The sequence below is a fragment of the Mesorhizobium sp. LNHC232B00 genome, assembly GCF_000502435.1.
Classification (GTDB): Bacteria; Pseudomonadota; Alphaproteobacteria; order Rhizobiales; family Rhizobiaceae; genus Mesorhizobium; species Mesorhizobium opportunistum.
Genome location: NZ_AYWP01000043.1, coordinates 1 through 15,550, shown reverse-complemented (window position 1 = coordinate 15,550; position 15,550 = coordinate 1). Strand labels below are relative to the sequence as shown.

Here is a 15,550-nt window from a genome sequence, read left to right as displayed (position 1 = left end):
CCCACTGTTTTCGGCCGCGCCCGGCATTTGTCGCATCCCGCCGATATATTTTCCCCAAAGCAGATTCAGAGTCCGTCTATGCAAGAAATGAAACTCGCAGAGTTCAAGAACAAGAAACCGCCAGAGCTGATCGCTTATGCCGAATCGCTCGAGGTGGAAAACGCCAGCGTCATGCGCAAGCAGGAGCTGATGTTCTCCATCCTGAAGAAACTGGCCGCCCAGGAGATCGAGATCATCGGTGACGGCGTGGTCGAGGTGCTGCAGGACGGCTTCGGTTTCCTGCGCTCCGCCAATGCCAATTATCTGCCCGGTCCCGACGATATCTACATCTCGCCCTCGCAGATCCGCCGCTTTTCATTGAAGACCGGCGACACCGTCGAAGGGCCGATCCGCAGCCCGAAGGAGGGCGAACGCTATTTCGCGCTGCTCAAGGTCAACACGATCAATTTCGACGATCCCGAAAAGATCCGCCACAAGATCCACTTCGACAATCTGACGCCGCTCTATCCGACCAAGCGGCTGAAGATGGAGATCGACAACCCGACCAGCAAGGACATCTCGTCGCGGGTGATCGACCTGGTAGCGCCGATCGGCAAGGGACAGCGTGCGCTGATCAACGCGCAGCCGCGCACCGGCAAGACGGTGCTGATGCAGAACATCGCCCACTCGATCACCGCCAACCATCCGGAATGCTATCTGATCGTGCTTCTGATCGACGAGCGGCCGGAAGAAGTGACCGACATGCAGCGCTCGGTGAAGGGCGAGGTGATCTCCTCGACCTTCGACGAGCCGGCGGTGCGCCACGTGCAGGTCGCCGAGATGGTGATCGAAAAGGCCAAGCGCCTGGTCGAGCATGGCCGCGACGTCGTCATCCTGCTCGATTCCATCACCCGCCTCGGCCGCGCCTACAACACCGTGGTGCCGTCATCCGGCAAGGTGCTGACCGGCGGTGTCGACGCCAACGCCCTGCAGCGGCCGAAGCGCTTCTTCGGCGCGGCCCGCAACATCGAGGAAGGCGGCTCGCTGACCATCATCGCCACCGCGCTGATCGACACCGGCAGCCGTATGGACGAAGTCATCTTCGAAGAGTTCAAGGGCACCGGCAACTGCGAAATCCAGCTCGACCGCAAGGTCGCCGACAAGCGCATCTACCCGGCCATGGACATCCTCAAGTCTGGTACCCGCAAGGAGGACCTGCTGGTGCCGCGCGCCGACCTGCAGAAGATCTTCGTGCTGCGCCGCATCCTGGCGCCGATGGGAACCACCGACGCCATCGAGTTCCTCATCGACAAGCTGAAGCAGACCAAGACCAACGCCGATTTCTTCGATTCGATGAACACGTAGTTCAGCTCACCCTCCCCCTTGTGGGGAGGGTCGATCCGCGAAGCGGAGCGGGGTGGGGTCTGCGCCAAGGTAGCGCTTACGAGCACCCCCAGCCCGTCTCATGCTCTACGCTTCGCTCGATCATGAGCCGACCCTCCCCACAAGGGGGAGGGTAAGGCACTATCGCCGCAACAAACCTTCCAACTCACCCGGATCAGTCACGGCGGGAAGGCAGACCTGGCCAGTGCACAGCCAGGCCCCTGGCCTGTTGGTTGGTGGCAGGACTCCGCCAGGCAGCAAGGGTCGATTCGCTACCGTACCAATTGGCACGACGATATCGACGCGACGTGGATCAGGATTTCGATTCGCCACCGGAACGAGCGTTGGATCCTCCGGCGCGTCCACGATGACCAATTTCAGCGGTTCGAGCGCAAGCGCGCAGGCATTGACGATGCCCGCCTGGCCATAGGCCTGGTGCTCGGCGCGGCCGGCGGCATGCTCGGCGATCGTCCAGGCCCGCTCCTGCAGGTCGAGATCGCCGGTGACGGAGGCGAGCCGGACCAGCGCCTCGATGATCTGGCTGGTGGCTGATGAAATGGCTTCGTCGACGTCGCCCCTGATGCGGATCGGCACGTCTGTGCTGTCCGAAGCGGTCAGATAATAGCCTGTTCCCGAGGCATCGGCGTGCCAGAGGTCGAGCTGTTGGACGAACCGGCCGGCTTGTTCGATATAGGCCCAATCGCCGGACGCCTCGAACAGCGAGATCGCGGCATTGGTCATGGCGGCGTAGTCGCTCGACAGAGCCGGGAACAGTTTCCGGGCGCCGAGCATCGAATGCGGCAAGCGGTTGTCGCGGCTGGCGGCGCTGATATGGCCGAAGGCTTTCGCCGCGGCGTCGATCCAGTCGGGCCGCGCCAGCGAGCGGCCGGCCTCGGCCAGCGCCGCAATCATCAGGCCGTTCCAGTCGGTGAGGGTTTTTGCGTCGAGGCCTGGCCTGACGCGCCCTTCGCGCACGGCAAGGAGCCTCGCCTTGAGCGGAACGAGCTGTTCACGATCGGTCACGCTCTCGGACTGCTGATCGCTGGTTTGATGGATGATTGGCTTGCCTTCCCAGGCCGGCGGGCTGGAAAGCGCGAAGTGTTTGAAAAACAAGGTGGAATCTTCGCCGAGGGCGGCTTCTATCTCGTCCCTGCTCCAGGTGTAGAACAGCCCTTCCTCGCCATCGCTGTCGGCGTCCAGGCTGGCGGCAAAGGCGCCGCCATCGACGCGCATTTCGCGCAGCAGCCAATCGACGGTTTCTTCGATTCGTAGCCGGAACAAATCGTCGCCGCTTGCAGCGAAGGCCCAGGTGCAGAAGCGGATCAACTCTGCATTGTCGTAGAGCATCTTCTCGAAATGCGGCACCAGCCATTCCGCGTCGGTGGAGTAGCGGCTGAGCCCGCCGCCGATATGATCGTAGATGCCGCCGCCCAGCATCTGTTCGAGGCTGACCAGCACGTCGTCTCGGTGGGTGGCATTGCCATCGCGCAGCCAGGATAGCCAAAGGGTGAGCATGAACGGCGCGTTGGGGAATTTCGGCGCGCCGCGCAGGCCTCCGAGATCGCGGTCGATCATGCCGTCGATGCGGCCGGCGAGTTCGGACAGCGTGTCGCGATCGAGAACCGCCCTGGAATGCGTACCCGAAAGCCGGGCCTCGACATGGGAGGTCAAGCCATCGGCGCTCTGGTGCAGGCTTGTCCGCTTCTCACGCCAGGCCTTGTCGACGGCCTCCATCACCTCGATGAAGCCCGGACGGCCATAGCGCGCCTGACGCGGAAAATAGGTGCCGCCCCAGAACGGCTTGCCGTCCGGCGTCAGGAACATGGTCAGCGGCCAGCCGCCCTGCTCGCCCATGGAGGACAAGGCGGCCATGTAGATCTGGTCGATGTCGGGACGCTCCTCGCGGTCGACCTTGATATTGACGAACAGACGGTTCATGACGGCGGCGACGTCGTCATTCTCGAAGCTTTCATGGGCCATGACATGGCACCAGTGGCAGGCGGCATAGCCGACGGAGAGCAGGATCGGCCTGTCCAGGGCCTTTGCCTCTTCGAGCGAAGCCGGCGACCAGGCCCGCCAATGGACGGGATTGCCGCTATGCTGCTGCAGATAGGGGCTGACTTCGTCGGCAAGCAGGTTTTTCGCGGGCAATGTCACGACAGGCAACTCGGGGCAAACTCAACGTGTGGCGGAAGCTAGGGCGGTTCAACAAAGCGGGCAAATGATTTCAGTCGATTCCATCATTGCACTGTCGAGTGGCCGGTTGCCGGCCGGCGTCGCGGTGCTGCGCATTTCAGGTCCGCAGACTCGATTCGTTGTCGAAACGATCGCCGGCGGCATGGTTAAGGCGCGCGCGGCGACCCTGCGCCCGTTCAAAGCGCCGGATGGAACCGTGCTGGACAACGGACTGGTCGTCTTCTTCCCCGGTCCGGCCAGCTTCACCGGCGAGGATGTCGCCGAATTCCATGTCCATGGCGGACGCGCCGTTGTCGCCGGGATGTTGCGGACGATCGGCAGTTTCGACGGCGTCAGGCACGCAGAACCCGGTGAATTCACGCGCCGCGCCTTCCTGAACGGCAAGGTGGACCTGGTCGAGACCGAGGCGCTCGCCGATCTGGTCAATGCCGAGACCGAGGCGCAGCGCCGCTTTGCCATCCGCAATGCCGAAGGCGCCCAGAGCGAACTTTATCTCGCTTGGCGTCGGCGGCTGATCCATGCGCGGGCCATGATCGAGGCGGAGATCGACTTTGCCGACGAGGACGATGTGCCCAGTTCCGTTTCGGACACGGTTTGGTCTGACATGCGGGTCATGATCGACGAGATCGACAATCATATCGCCGGTTTCAGTGCCGCCGAGATCATTCGCGACGGGTTCGAGGTCGTCATTCTCGGTGCGCCCAATGCCGGCAAGTCGAGTCTGTTCAACGCCTTGGCGCGCCGGGATGCTGCTATTGTAACGGATGAACCGGGCACGACGCGGGATCTGCTCGAGGTGGCGCTGGATCTCGGAGGGCTGCGGGTCCGGCTGACGGATACGGCCGGGCTGCGGGAAGCGGCAGGCAAAGTCGAGGCGATCGGCATCGAGCGGGCGAGGGCGAAGGCCGCCCGCGCCGATCTCCTGCTGGTGTTGGAAGACGTAGCAGACCCCGGGGATATCGGGCCGTTGTCCGCAACGGTCCCGGCATTGCGCGTCGGAACCAAGCTCGATTTGCTGGATGCCCAGGCGTCCGCGGAAGCGGGCCACCGGTATGATCTCGTCATTTCCGTCGTCAGCGGGGCCGGTGTCGATGCGTTGCTGGCGGAGATCGGTCGGCGCGCCGCGGATGCGGCTGGCAATTTTGGCGATGTGCTGCCGTCGCGGCTGCGCCATGTCGAACTGCTCGGCGAAGCGAAGCGCCATCTGGTTCACGCTGTAGACGGCGACGTTGCCGGCCAGGAGCTGCGTGCCGAGGAACTGCGGTTGGCCGCTGATCAACTGGGCCGAATTGTCGGAGCTATCCACGTCGAGGATATGTTCGACGTCATCTTCTCGCAGTTCTGCATCGGAAAATGACTCACGTGAAACACGCACGCGCCTGAAAGGGACGGTTGGTGATTCACGTGAAACATCGCTAGCCGTGGTGACTCAGCGAAAACACGGCGCCACGCCCTACCTCCCCCTTGTGGGGAGGTCGGACCGCAGGTCCGGGTGGGGGTCAGCGCCGCACCCCCACCCCGCTGCTTCGCAGCGACCCTCCCCACAAGGGGGAGGGTATAGACGCATTGCTCTGTTTCACGTGAAACTTGCCGCGAAGTCTTCTTGACAGCTTGACCTTGCGGGGACATGTGTCCCTGCATTCTATTCGAGTCCAGGATTTGGAAATGACCGATCACTATGATGTGGTTGTGGTGGGCGGCGGCCATGCGGGTTGCGAGGCGGCCAGTGCTGCCGCGCGCGCCGGCGCCCGGACGGCGCTGGTGACGCTGCGCTTCGACACGATCGGCGTCATGTCTTGCAATCCGGCGATCGGCGGGCTCGGCAAGGGCCACCTCGTCCGCGAGATCGACGCCATGGACGGGCTGATGGGCCGGATAGCGGATGCGGCGGGCATCCAGTTCCGCTTGCTCAACCGCCGCAAGGGCCCGGCGGTGCGCGGGCCGCGCACGCAGGCTGACAGGAAGCTCTATCGCCTTGCCATGCAGGAAGCGATTCGGCAGCAGAACGATCTCGACGTGATCGAGGCCGAAGTGCTCGACTTCGAGATAGAAGAGGGGCATATCGCGGCTGTGCTCCTGGCCAATGGAAGGCGACTTGCCTGCGGTGCCGTGGTGCTGACCACCGGAACTTTTCTGCGCGGGCTCATTCACATCGGTGAGAAGAAGATCGTCGCCGGCCGCATGAACGAGCAGGCGAGCCTTGGCCTGTCGGCGACGATGAGCCGCGTGGGCTTCACGCTCGGCCGCCTGAAGACCGGCACGCCGCCGCGGCTGAACGGGAAGACCATCGATTGGGCGTCGCTGGAGAGCCAGGCGGCGGATGAGGATCCCGTGCCGTTCTCGCTGATGACCGATCGCATCGAGACGCCGCAGATCGATTGCGGCATCACCCGCACGACGACGGCCACGCATCAGCTGATCCGCGCCAATCTCGGCCGCTCGGCCATGTATTCCGGTTCGATCGAAGGCGTGGGACCGCGCTATTGCCCGTCGATCGAGGATAAGATCGTCAAGTTCGGCGACCGCGACGGCCACCAGATTTTCCTTGAGCCGGAAGGGCTCGACGACGATACCGTTTATCCCAATGGCATTTCGACCTCGCTGCCGGAGGATGTGCAGCTCGACATCCTGAAGACCATTCCCGGGCTGGAGCGGACTGTCATGCTGCAGCCCGGCTATGCCATCGAATATGATCATGTCGATCCGCGCGAGCTCAATCAGACGTTGGAGACGAAGCGTGTCGCCGGGCTGTTCCTGGCCGGGCAGATCAACGGCACGACCGGCTATGAGGAAGCCGCGGGCCAGGGCTTGCTTGCGGGGCTCAACGCGGCGCGGCGCGCATCGGGCGGCGAGCAGATCGTGCTCAGCCGCACCGTGGCCTATATCGGCGTCATGGTCGACGACTTGACCAGCCGCGGCATCAGCGAGCCATACCGCATGTTCACCTCGCGCGCCGAATTCCGGCTATCGCTACGCGCAGACAATGCGGATGAGCGGCTGACGCCTCTCGCTGCGAAGCTGGGAATTGCTTCGGCGCAACGGATGCAGCGCTACGGCGACGTCATGCGGCGGCTCGATGAGGCGCGGGCGCTGGCGACGACGCTGACGATGACCCCCAATGAGGCAGCGCGGCACGGGCTGGAGATCAACAGGGATGGCGTGCGCCGGTCCGGCTATGAGCTGCTGGCCTATCCCGGTCTCGACGTGGCTTGGCTGGCCAGGGTCGAGCCGGGATTTGGCGCGATCGACGCCAAGACGGCAGAGCGTCTCGAAACGGAGGCGAAATATTCTGTCTATCTCGATCGGCAGAAGACCGATGTCGCGCAGATCCGCCATGAGGAGAGCCGGCTGATCCCGGCGACCGTCGATTTCGCCGGCGTGCCCGGACTGTCCAATGAATTGAAGCAGAAGATGCAAGCGCGGCGGCCGCGTTCCATTGCCGACGCGCAGCGCATGGAAGGTATGACGCCGGCGGCGCTGGCGATCATCGTCGCTCATGTCCGGCACCATGAGACCGCGCAGAGGCTCCAGAGCGAACAAAGAGTTGTTGCGTGAGCTCCCTAGAGAGCCTGCAGGACGCGGCCGGTCCGGTTTCACGTGAAACATTCGATCGCCTGGTCGCGTTCGAAGAGATGTTCCAGAAATGGAACCGCAGCATCAATCTCGTGGCGCAGTCGACATCGGGCGATGTCTGGCAGCGTCACATCCTGGACAGCGCGCAGTTGGCGCGGCTGGAGCCTGATGCCAAGCGCTGGGTCGACATCGGCTCGGGCGGCGGATTTCCCGGCCTGGTCATGGCTTTCCTGNTTCCTGCTTGCCGAGCGTGATGGCGCAAGCATCGATTTGGTCGAAAGCAACCGCAAGAAGGCGTCCTTCCTGCAGGCCGTGGTCGGTCAGTTCAGCCTGCCGGCGCGGGTCGTGGCGCGCCGCATCGATGAAAGCCATGCGCTTGTTTCGGCACCGCAAATCGTCACGGCGCGGGCCCTGGCCTCGCTGCCGACGCTGCTGGATCTGTCGGCGCCCTGGCTGACGACAGGCGCGCGCGGCCTGTTCCACAAAGGCCGGGATTATCGCGCCGAAGTGCAAGAAAGCGTTAACCGATGGGCCTTCGATCTGGTAGAACATCCCAGTGTGACCGACCCGCATGGCGTCATCCTCGAACTGTCCGACCTGCGACCAGTCTGATCTTCGACTTGTCGAGCCATTGGCGACCCGAAAAATGAATTTCTGGCATAAATCCATGATGAAGAACGGCCCCCGAATCATCACCGTAGCCAACCAGAAGGGCGGTGTCGGCAAGACCACCACCGCAATCAACCTCGCCACCGCGCTGGCGGCGATCGGCGAAAAGGTGCTGATCGTCGACCTAGATCCGCAAGGCAACGCCAGCACCGGCCTCGGCATCGACCGCAAGGACCGGACCGTGTCGTCCTATGACGTGCTGACCGGCGAGCTGGAGCTGGAAGAAGCGGCCATCCCGACCGCGGTGCCCGGCCTGTCGATCGTGCCGTCGACGCTCGACCTCCTCGGCATCGAAATGGAGATCGCCTCGGCGCCCGACCGTGTGCTCAAATTGCGCAACGCGCTGCGTGCCGCGACCGAGCGCGGAGCGCCATTCGGCTATGTGCTGATCGACTGCCCGCCGTCACTCAATCTTTTGACTTTGAATTCAATGGCCGCGGCCGATTCTGTTCTCGTGCCGCTGCAATGCGAGTTCTTCGCGCTCGAAGGCCTCAGCCAGTTGCTGGAAACCGTCGAGCAGGTCCGCCGCTCGATCAATCCGGAGCTCACCATCCAGGGTATCGTGCTGACCATGTATGACGGCCGCAACAATCTCGCCAACCAGGTGGTGCAGGATGTGCGGCAGCATATGGGCGACAAGGTCTATGAGACCATCATTCCGCGCAATGTGCGGGTGTCCGAGGCGCCGTCCTACGGCAAGCCGGCGATCCTTTACGATTTGAAGTGCTCCGGCAGCCAGGCCTATCTGCAGCTGGCGTCGGAAGTGATCCGCCGCGAGCGCAAATTGCGTGCCGCTTGATTGGAGCCGATGCAGGATCAACAGCCGATTCGATACCGAAACGATCTTGAGTCCTTGAATAAAGAAGACTTGGAATAAAAATGAGCGAAGACCTTTCGAGAAAGAGACTGGGCCGTGGGCTGGCAGCACTGATCGGCGAAATCGACCGGCCGGCGGCACCGGAAAAGCCCGGCATGAGCGCCGACGGCAAGGTGCCGATCGAGTTTATCAGCCCGAACCCGAAAAATCCGCGCCGGCATTTTGGCGATGCCGAGTTGACCGACCTCGCCCAGTCGATCCGCGAACATGGCGTGGTGCAGCCGGTGGTCGCGCGGCCGTCGCCGACGCAGGCTGGCCGCTACGAGATCATCGCCGGCGAGCGGCGCTGGCGGGCGGCGCAACGCGCCGGTCTGACCGAGATCCCGGTTATCATCCGCGAGGTCAACGACCGCACCGCGCTCGAGCTGGCGATCATCGAGAACGTCCAACGCGCCGACCTCAACGCGGTCGAGGAAGCGCAGGGCTACCAGCAGCTGATCGACGAGCATGGCTACACCCAGGCCGACCTCGGCAATGTCATCGGCAAGAGCCGCAGCCACGTCGCCAACACGCTGCGGCTGTTGAAGCTGCCGGATGTGATCCGCGACATGCTGGTCGACGGCGCGTTGTCGGCGGGCCATGCCCGCACCCTGGTCACCGCGGAGGATCCGGCCGGTCTGGCCAAGCGCATCGTGGAAGAGGGCCTTTCGGTGCGCCAGGCCGAGGCGTTGGCGCAGATGCCGGCTGGCCCCACGCCGGCCAAGCCGAAGCAGCCGCAGGGTGCGCCGGAAAAGGACACCGACACGCTGGCGCTGGAAAAGCTGATGACCGACACGCTGGGGATGATCGTGGCCATCGACCACAAGGGCAAGGGCGGCGAGTTAAGGGTTTCCTATAGGTCGCTGGAGCAGCTGGACGAGCTGTGCCGGCGGTTGAAGCAGGAGAGGTAGTTAGCCGGCGAATTACCTTCGGGATTCGGCGTGGGCTGGCGTTGCCAGCCCTTCTCTTTTTCAGTCTCGATGATTGGCGAAATCGGCGAGGCTGCCAATCTCCCTCCTTGAGGGGGAGATGGCCGGCAGGCCAGAGGAGGTCGTCTCCATCAAGCGCCGGCTTCCTGCTGAAGGGGAAGAAGAGGTTGGCGTCCGGTCGTGCCGACCCCCTCTGTCGCCTCCGGCGACATCTCCCCCTCGAGGGGGGAGATTAGCCGCGCTGCCCCAGCCTCGCGCTCTCCACCGCGATCCCCAGCAACGCCTGTCTTGCCAGCGCCACCGACAAATCCGGCCGCCGGCGCGTCTGCAATACTGCCGTCTGCAACCGGGTCAATGCACGGCCAAGCGCGTCGCTGCTCCAGCGCTCCAGCGCCTTCTCGACCAGCTTGCGCCGCGAGAAGAAAACCGGCGGGCGGGCGCCGGCGACGACCGAGGCCGCGTTGCGACCGCCTTGCTCCATCTGGCCACGCATCACCTGGATCTGCTGCAGCTGGCGCATGGCCGAGGACAGCACCAGGAAAGGTGGCCCGCCGGACTGGCAGTGACGGGTGAAGGCGGTGTCGAAGTCGCCGACCTTGCCTTCGAGCAGCGCGTCGACCGCGTCGTCGAACGAAGCGCCGGACACATCGCCCGACATGGCCCGCACCTCTTCGAGCCCGATTTCCTTCTGGCCGTGGGCGTAGAGAATAAGCTTCTCGATCTCGCCGCGTGAGGCCAACCGGTCGCCGCCGAGATTGCGGCGCAGCGCCTGCCTCGCCTCCAGCGTCATCGACATGCCGGCCTTGCGCAGCTCGTCGTCGATGACCGTATCGATGTCGCGCGCCTCATCGGCGTAGCAGGGCAACGCCATGGCAATGTCGGCGGCCTCGACCACGGCGCGCAGCCCGACGCCTTTCTTCAGATCGCCGGCCTCGATGAGGATGATCGCGTCACGCGCGGGCTCCGCCGCCAGCGCCTTGACATCGTCGGCCAGCGCCTTCTGGCCGCTGGCGTTGCGAACCCAGAGCAGGCGGCGGTCGGAAAACATCGGCACGGTGCGGGCCTCGTCGAGCAGCCGGCCCTCGTCGCGATCGACCTCCGAACCCTCGAGCCGGACCACCGAGAAGGGATCGTCGAGCGGCAGGCCGGTCTTTGCGGCAAAGGCTTTCGCGCGCTCGGAGACGAGGCCGCGATCGGGGCCGTAAAGCAGGACGATCGAGACGCGTGGATCAGGTCGCGCGAGCCAGGAATCGACCTCGAAAGCTTTCTTCTGTGCCATGAAGGGTGGGTTAGCATGATGCGGGGGCCGAGTGAACGGCCATCGGTGCGGCCGCTCCTTTCCTTCTCCCCTTGCGGGAGAAGGTGGATCGGCGCGCAGCGCCGAGACGGATGAGGGGTGCGTGACGGAGTGAGGCGTTGGTGTTCCCTGGAACACCCCTCATCCGACCTCGCTTCGCGAGGCCACCTTCCCCCACAAGGGGGGAAGGAAAAACCTACGACACCTCCGACGTCCGCCGGCGAACGATGACGCCAAATTCGTCGCTCTCGCGGGCGCGACGCAGGCGTTCCTCGGCCTCGGTCGCTTCGCGCTGGCGATCCCACATCGACGCATAAAGGCCATGCTGGCGCATCAGCTCGATGTGGGTGCCACGCTCGGCGATCTGGCCATCCTTGAGCACGATGATCTCGTCGGCCGAAATCACCGTCGACAGGCGGTGGGCGATGACGATGGTGGTGCGGCCCTTGCTGACCAGGTCGAGCGCGGCCTGGATCTCCTGCTCGGTGTGGCTGTCCAGCGCCGAGGTCGCTTCGTCGAGCATCAGGATCGGCGGCGCCTTGAGGATGGTGCGGGCGATCGCGACGCGCTGTTTCTCGCCACCGGAGAGCTTCAGCCCGCGCTCGCCGACCATCGACTTGTAGCCGTCGGGCAATTTTTCGATGAACGGCCCGATCTGGGCAAGTTCGGCGGCCTTGCGCACCTCCGCCTCGCTTGCACCGACGCGACCGTAGCGGATGTTGTAGGCGATGGTGTCGTTGAACAGCACCGTGTCCTGCGGCACCATGCCGAGCACCGCGCGCAGGCTCTCCTGGGTGACATCCCTGATGTCCTGACCGTCGATCAGCACCTGGCCGCCCTGCACGTCATAGAAGCGGAACAGCAGCCGCGAGATGGTCGACTTGCCCGCACCCGACGGCCCGACGATGGCAACCGTCTTGCCGGCCGGCACGTCGAAGCTGATGCCCTTCAGGATCTTGCGGTTCGGATCATAGGAGAAATGCACGTCGCGGAACTCGACCTTGCCCGCGCTGACGACCAGAGGCTTTGCATCGGGCTTGTCGACGATCTCCTGCGGCACGTCGAGCAGGTCGAACATATGCTCGATGTCGGTGAGGCCCTGGCGGATTTCGCGGTAGATGAAGCCGATGAAGTTGAGCGGCACGGAGAGTTGCACCAGCATGGCGTTGATGAAGACGAAATCGCCGACCGACTGCGTGTGAGCCTGGACCTCCAGCGCCGACATGCACATGACGACCACCGTGCCTAGACCGAAGATTGCGCCCTGGCCGAAGTTCAGCCAGCCGAGCGAGGTCCAGGTCTTGGTGGCGGCGATCTCGTAGCGCGCCATCGAGCGGTCGAAGCGCTCGGCCTCCATGGCCTCATTGGTGAAATATTTGACCGTCTCGAAATTGAGCAGCGAGTCGATCGCCTTGGTGTTGGCGTCGGTGTCGCTGTCGTTCATGTCGCGGCGGATCGAGATGCGCCAGTCGCTGGCCTTGACCGTGAACCAGACATAGACACAGACGGTGACCGCGACCACGGCCACATATTTCCAACCATAGGTGAAGCCGAATATGCCGGCGGTCAGCGCGAATTCCAGAATGGTCGGCGCCGTGTTCAGCATGATGAAGCGCACGATCGTCTCGATGCCCTTGGTGCCGCGCTCGATGATGCGCGACAGGCCGCCGGTGCGACGCTCCAGGTGAAAGCGCAGCGACAGCTGGTGCATGTGCACGAAGGTGCGGAAGGCAAGCTGGCGCACCGCATGTTGTCCGACGCGGGCAAACAGCGCGTCGCGCAGCTGGTTGAAGCCGAGCTGAACGAGCCTCAGCACATTATACGCGACGACCAGCATCACCGGGGCAAGCAGGAGGGAAGGTAGCGGCGGCGGTGTTTTGAAGCCGCCCGCCAGCGCGTCGGTCGCCCATTTGAAGAAATAAGGACCGGCGACCAGTGTCACCTTGGCGACGACCAGCAGCAGTGTCGCCCAGGTCACCCTCGCCCTGAGGTCGGCCCGGTCGGCCGGCCACATATAGGGCCACAAATTGCGCAATGTCGTCAGGGTCGAGGTGTCGGCGGAGACGGTTTTTTCGGCCAATTTTCTTGCCTTTTGGGTGAGAGGGTCAGCGGCCGGAGCAGCAGGAATCGACGAGTGCGCCCAGCGATGCCGATATTTCGGCAAGTGCCGCGCGATCGACCGCGTAGCGCGAGCGCTGGCGGTCGGGCTCGAACCGGACCAGGCCGGCCTCGACCAATATCTTCAGATGCTGGGACACCGTCGACTGCGCCAGGTCGAAACGATCGACGACCTCGCGGCAACAGCAGGAATTGCTGGCCGAGAGGTGTTTTATGATTTCGATCCGCGCCGGATGCGACAACGCCGCAAATCGCGCCGCGACAGCGCGACTATCGGAGACGCAGTTGGGTAAAGCGACGGTGGCGCGGTCTGGTTCAAGGACGGATTCTGTCATCGTTCATCGGCGATAGACGATGGAGTGCACCGCCGCAAGCTACTCTTCCGGGCAGATCGGACAGCGGCTAGTTCTGTGAGACGGATTTCTCGATCCCTGGAATCTCGGCAATCCGTTCAGCCAGAAACTCGACCAGCAAGCGGACCCTGGCGACGCCCGCGCGCTCCGGGACAATCAACATGTTGAGTGGAACGGACGTCAGCGAATAATCCGTCAGGATCGCCTCCAGGGAGCCCCCGGCCAGAAGATCGTCCACAAGCCATCGATGCGCCGGCGCGATGCCCCGAGCGGCAACCAAGGCCTGCCGCGCGGCAAGCCCATGATCGATGCGCAGTCGCCCGGCGAAAGGCATCATGTGGCGTTCGCCGCCGGCGCCCTGCAAAACAAGTGTTTCGCTGCCCGCCACGTTCGACATCCGGATGCCCTCATGTCGAGACAGATCCGAAGGGACAGAAGGCCTTCCCCGCGCCGCCAGATAGGCCGGAGACGCCACGAGCAGACGCCGTGACTGGCCGAGCGCCCTCAGCTTCAACGAACTGTCGGTGAGCGGCCCCAGGCGGAGCGCGATGTCGATGCCCTCGCGGACGAGGTCCACCCGCTCGTCCGTGAGGCTGAGATCAATGCCGATGTCGGGATGGCGATCCTGGAAAGCGAAGATCAGCCGGCTGACGTGCAAGACACCGAAAGCCGCCGTACAGCTTATCCGGATCGTACCGGCGGGCGCGCCGCGCGTGCTCCGGGCCTCATCGCTGGCCTGTTCCACAAGGCGCAGGATCTGAACGCTGTTGGCGTAATAGCGGCTGCCTTCAGCGGTCATCGTGACACGCCGGGTCGTTCTGCTGAGCAAAGGCACACCGACCGCTTCTTCGAGTTCCCGCACGTGACGCGTGATCGTCGACTGCCCAACGCCAAGCTCGCGCGCAACGGCCGACAGGCTGCCACGCTCGGCGACGCGAACGAAGGTGCGCATCCGCTCGAATGTGACGTCTGACTTATCCATTATTCGGCACAATGTTATTCATTGCCTACATATAGTGGATCACATCGCTGCTGGCTATCTTCACGTCAGTCCCCCCAATATTGGATCTGACCCATGAAAGTTCTGCTTGTCTTTGCCCACCCCGAACCACGTTCGCTCAACGGCGCCCTTCGCGATGTCGCCATCAAGGAACTAGAGGCTCAAGGACATGAGGTGCGCGTGTCGGACCTATACGCCGATGGCTGGAAATCCGCGGTCGATCGCACCGACTTCCCCTTGCTCGAACCTGATGCGCGGTTGATACCCGTCGCGGCCTCCAAGAAGGCGTTCGAAGCCAACGCTCTAACCGACGATGTAAAGGCCGAGATCGAGAAACTCCTGTGGGCCGATACCTTGATCCTCCAGTTCCCGCTTTGGTGGTTCGCCATGCCGGCGATCCTCAAGGGCTGGGTCGACCGTGTGTTCGCCTATGGATTCGCCTATGGCGTTGGCGAGCATAGCGACCGGCGTTGGGGCGATCGTTACGGCGAGGGCACCCTCGCCGGGAAACGCGCGATGCTGATCGTGACCGTTGGCGGCTGGGAAGAGCACTACACCGCGCGCGGGATCAACGGACCCATCGACGACCTGCTGTTCCCGATCAATCACGGGATTCTCTACTACCCCGGATACGACGTGCTTCCGCCCTTCGTGGTCTACAAGGTCGATCGTCTCGGAGAGGACGGCTTCGAGCCCGTGGCTGAACGCCTGCGTGACAGGATGCGGAGGCTGGCGACGACGCCGCCGATCCCATATCGTCGGCAAAATGGCGGAGATTATCTCATTCCAAGCATGAATCTCCGCCCTGAGCTCGGCGACCCGGGTGCAGCCGGTTTCGCGCTTCACTCCAGCCGCGCCGGTGATGCCGGCTGATCGATGCGGGGCTTCTACTGCGTCTTGGCCGGCGCCGTCGTCGCCTGCTCGCCCATTGCCTTGAGGTCGGCGGCTTCGCCTTCCTTCGACTTTTCCGGAACCATGAACACCTGCCCCGGCCAGATGCGGTCGGGATTCCTGATCTGGTCCTGGTTGGCGAGATAGATGGTCGAATAGCGCACCCCGTGGCCGTATACGCGCCGCGAAATCCGCCACAGCGTGTCGTTGCGGCGGATGATGACGGCGCTGTCGGCGTGTTCGAGCTTGGGTGCCACGACCTCGGGCACGTCGCTCGGCGGCGTGGCTGCCGCCGCGATGGCCGGA

General features: G+C 63.7%; 12 protein-coding genes and 1 pseudogene. 7 read left to right on the top strand and 6 right to left on the bottom strand.

Annotated elements, in window-relative coordinates:
* Positions 1-78 precede the first annotated feature (78 nt).
* Positions 79-1,344: a transcription termination factor Rho gene (rho, locus tag X743_RS140085; RefSeq protein WP_031250451.1), complete on the top strand. Its 1,266-nt coding sequence runs from the start codon at positions 79-81 to the stop codon at positions 1,342-1,344.
* Positions 1,345-1,503: 159 nt separating this feature from the next.
* Here the strand turns inward: rho and X743_RS140090 are convergent, their stop codons facing one another.
* Positions 1,504-3,519, bottom strand: a complete 2,016-nt coding sequence (locus X743_RS140090; protein ID WP_031258694.1) for a thioredoxin domain-containing protein — start codon at positions 3,517-3,519, stop codon at positions 1,504-1,506.
* Between the two features lie 64 nt (positions 3,520-3,583).
* On the opposite strand from X743_RS140090, the gene mnmE reads away from it, so the two are divergent.
* The 5 genes and pseudogenes from mnmE to X743_RS140110 all read left to right on the top strand — a co-directional run bounded on the left by mnmE (position 3,584) and on the right by X743_RS140110 (position 9,567).
* Entirely contained in the window at positions 3,584-4,915 is a 1,332-nt protein-coding gene (gene mnmE / locus X743_RS140095; protein ID WP_023768955.1) for a tRNA uridine-5-carboxymethylaminomethyl(34) synthesis GTPase MnmE, read from the top strand.
* Positions 4,916-5,223: 308 nt separating this feature from the next.
* The gene (gene mnmG / locus X743_RS140100; protein WP_023768954.1) at positions 5,224-7,113 is read left to right on the top strand and encodes a tRNA uridine-5-carboxymethylaminomethyl(34) synthesis enzyme MnmG; all 1,890 of its coding nucleotides are present in this window, start codon (positions 5,224-5,226) and stop codon (positions 7,111-7,113) included.
* Positions 7,110-7,743 (top strand): annotated as a pseudogene (gene rsmG / locus X743_RS01000000169580) (16S rRNA (guanine(527)-N(7))-methyltransferase RsmG). Before mnmG ends, rsmG begins: the two are co-directional and overlap by 4 nt.
* Before the next feature lie 55 nt (positions 7,744-7,798).
* On the top strand, positions 7,799-8,599 hold the full coding sequence (locus X743_RS140105) for a ParA family protein (protein ID WP_031250453.1): 801 nt from the start codon (positions 7,799-7,801) through the stop codon (positions 8,597-8,599).
* An 80-nt stretch (positions 8,600-8,679) separates the two neighbouring features.
* Positions 8,680-9,567 carry a ParB/RepB/Spo0J family partition protein gene (locus X743_RS140110; protein WP_023768950.1) on the top strand — a complete coding sequence of 296 codons (888 nt, stop codon included), beginning with the start codon at positions 8,680-8,682 and terminating at the stop codon, positions 9,565-9,567.
* A gap of 250 nt (positions 9,568-9,817) precedes the next feature.
* Here the strand turns inward: X743_RS140110 and holA are convergent, their stop codons facing one another.
* The 4 genes from holA to X743_RS140125 form a co-directional block, all read right to left on the bottom strand.
* Positions 9,818-10,864 carry a DNA polymerase III subunit delta gene (gene holA / locus X743_RS140115; protein WP_023768949.1) on the bottom strand — a complete coding sequence of 349 codons (1,047 nt, stop codon included), beginning with the start codon at positions 10,862-10,864 and terminating at the stop codon, positions 9,818-9,820.
* A gap of 214 nt (positions 10,865-11,078) precedes the next feature.
* Positions 11,079-12,962 (bottom strand): ABC transporter ATP-binding protein/permease, encoded by a 1,884-nt coding sequence (locus tag X743_RS140120; RefSeq protein WP_023768948.1) that lies wholly within the window; start codon positions 12,960-12,962, stop codon positions 11,079-11,081.
* A 25-nt stretch (positions 12,963-12,987) separates the two neighbouring features.
* A complete protein-coding gene (locus X743_RS0137395) occupies positions 12,988-13,335 on the bottom strand; it encodes a metalloregulator ArsR/SmtB family transcription factor (RefSeq protein ID WP_031258692.1) in 348 nt (115 codons plus the stop codon).
* Positions 13,336-13,402: 67 nt separating this feature from the next.
* Positions 13,403-14,335: a LysR family transcriptional regulator gene (locus tag X743_RS140125; protein WP_031258690.1), complete on the bottom strand. Its 933-nt coding sequence runs from the start codon at positions 14,333-14,335 to the stop codon at positions 13,403-13,405.
* Between the two features lie 93 nt (positions 14,336-14,428).
* On the opposite strand from X743_RS140125, the gene X743_RS140130 reads away from it, so the two are divergent.
* On the top strand, positions 14,429-15,226 hold the full coding sequence (locus tag X743_RS140130; RefSeq protein WP_023768945.1) for an NAD(P)H-dependent oxidoreductase: 798 nt from the start codon (positions 14,429-14,431) through the stop codon (positions 15,224-15,226).
* A gap of 14 nt (positions 15,227-15,240) precedes the next feature.
* On the opposite strand, the gene X743_RS0137390 is transcribed toward X743_RS140130, so the two are convergent.
* A partial coding sequence (locus X743_RS0137390) for a LysM peptidoglycan-binding domain-containing protein (RefSeq protein WP_031258688.1) occupies positions 15,241-15,550 on the bottom strand: 310 nt, incomplete at its 5' end.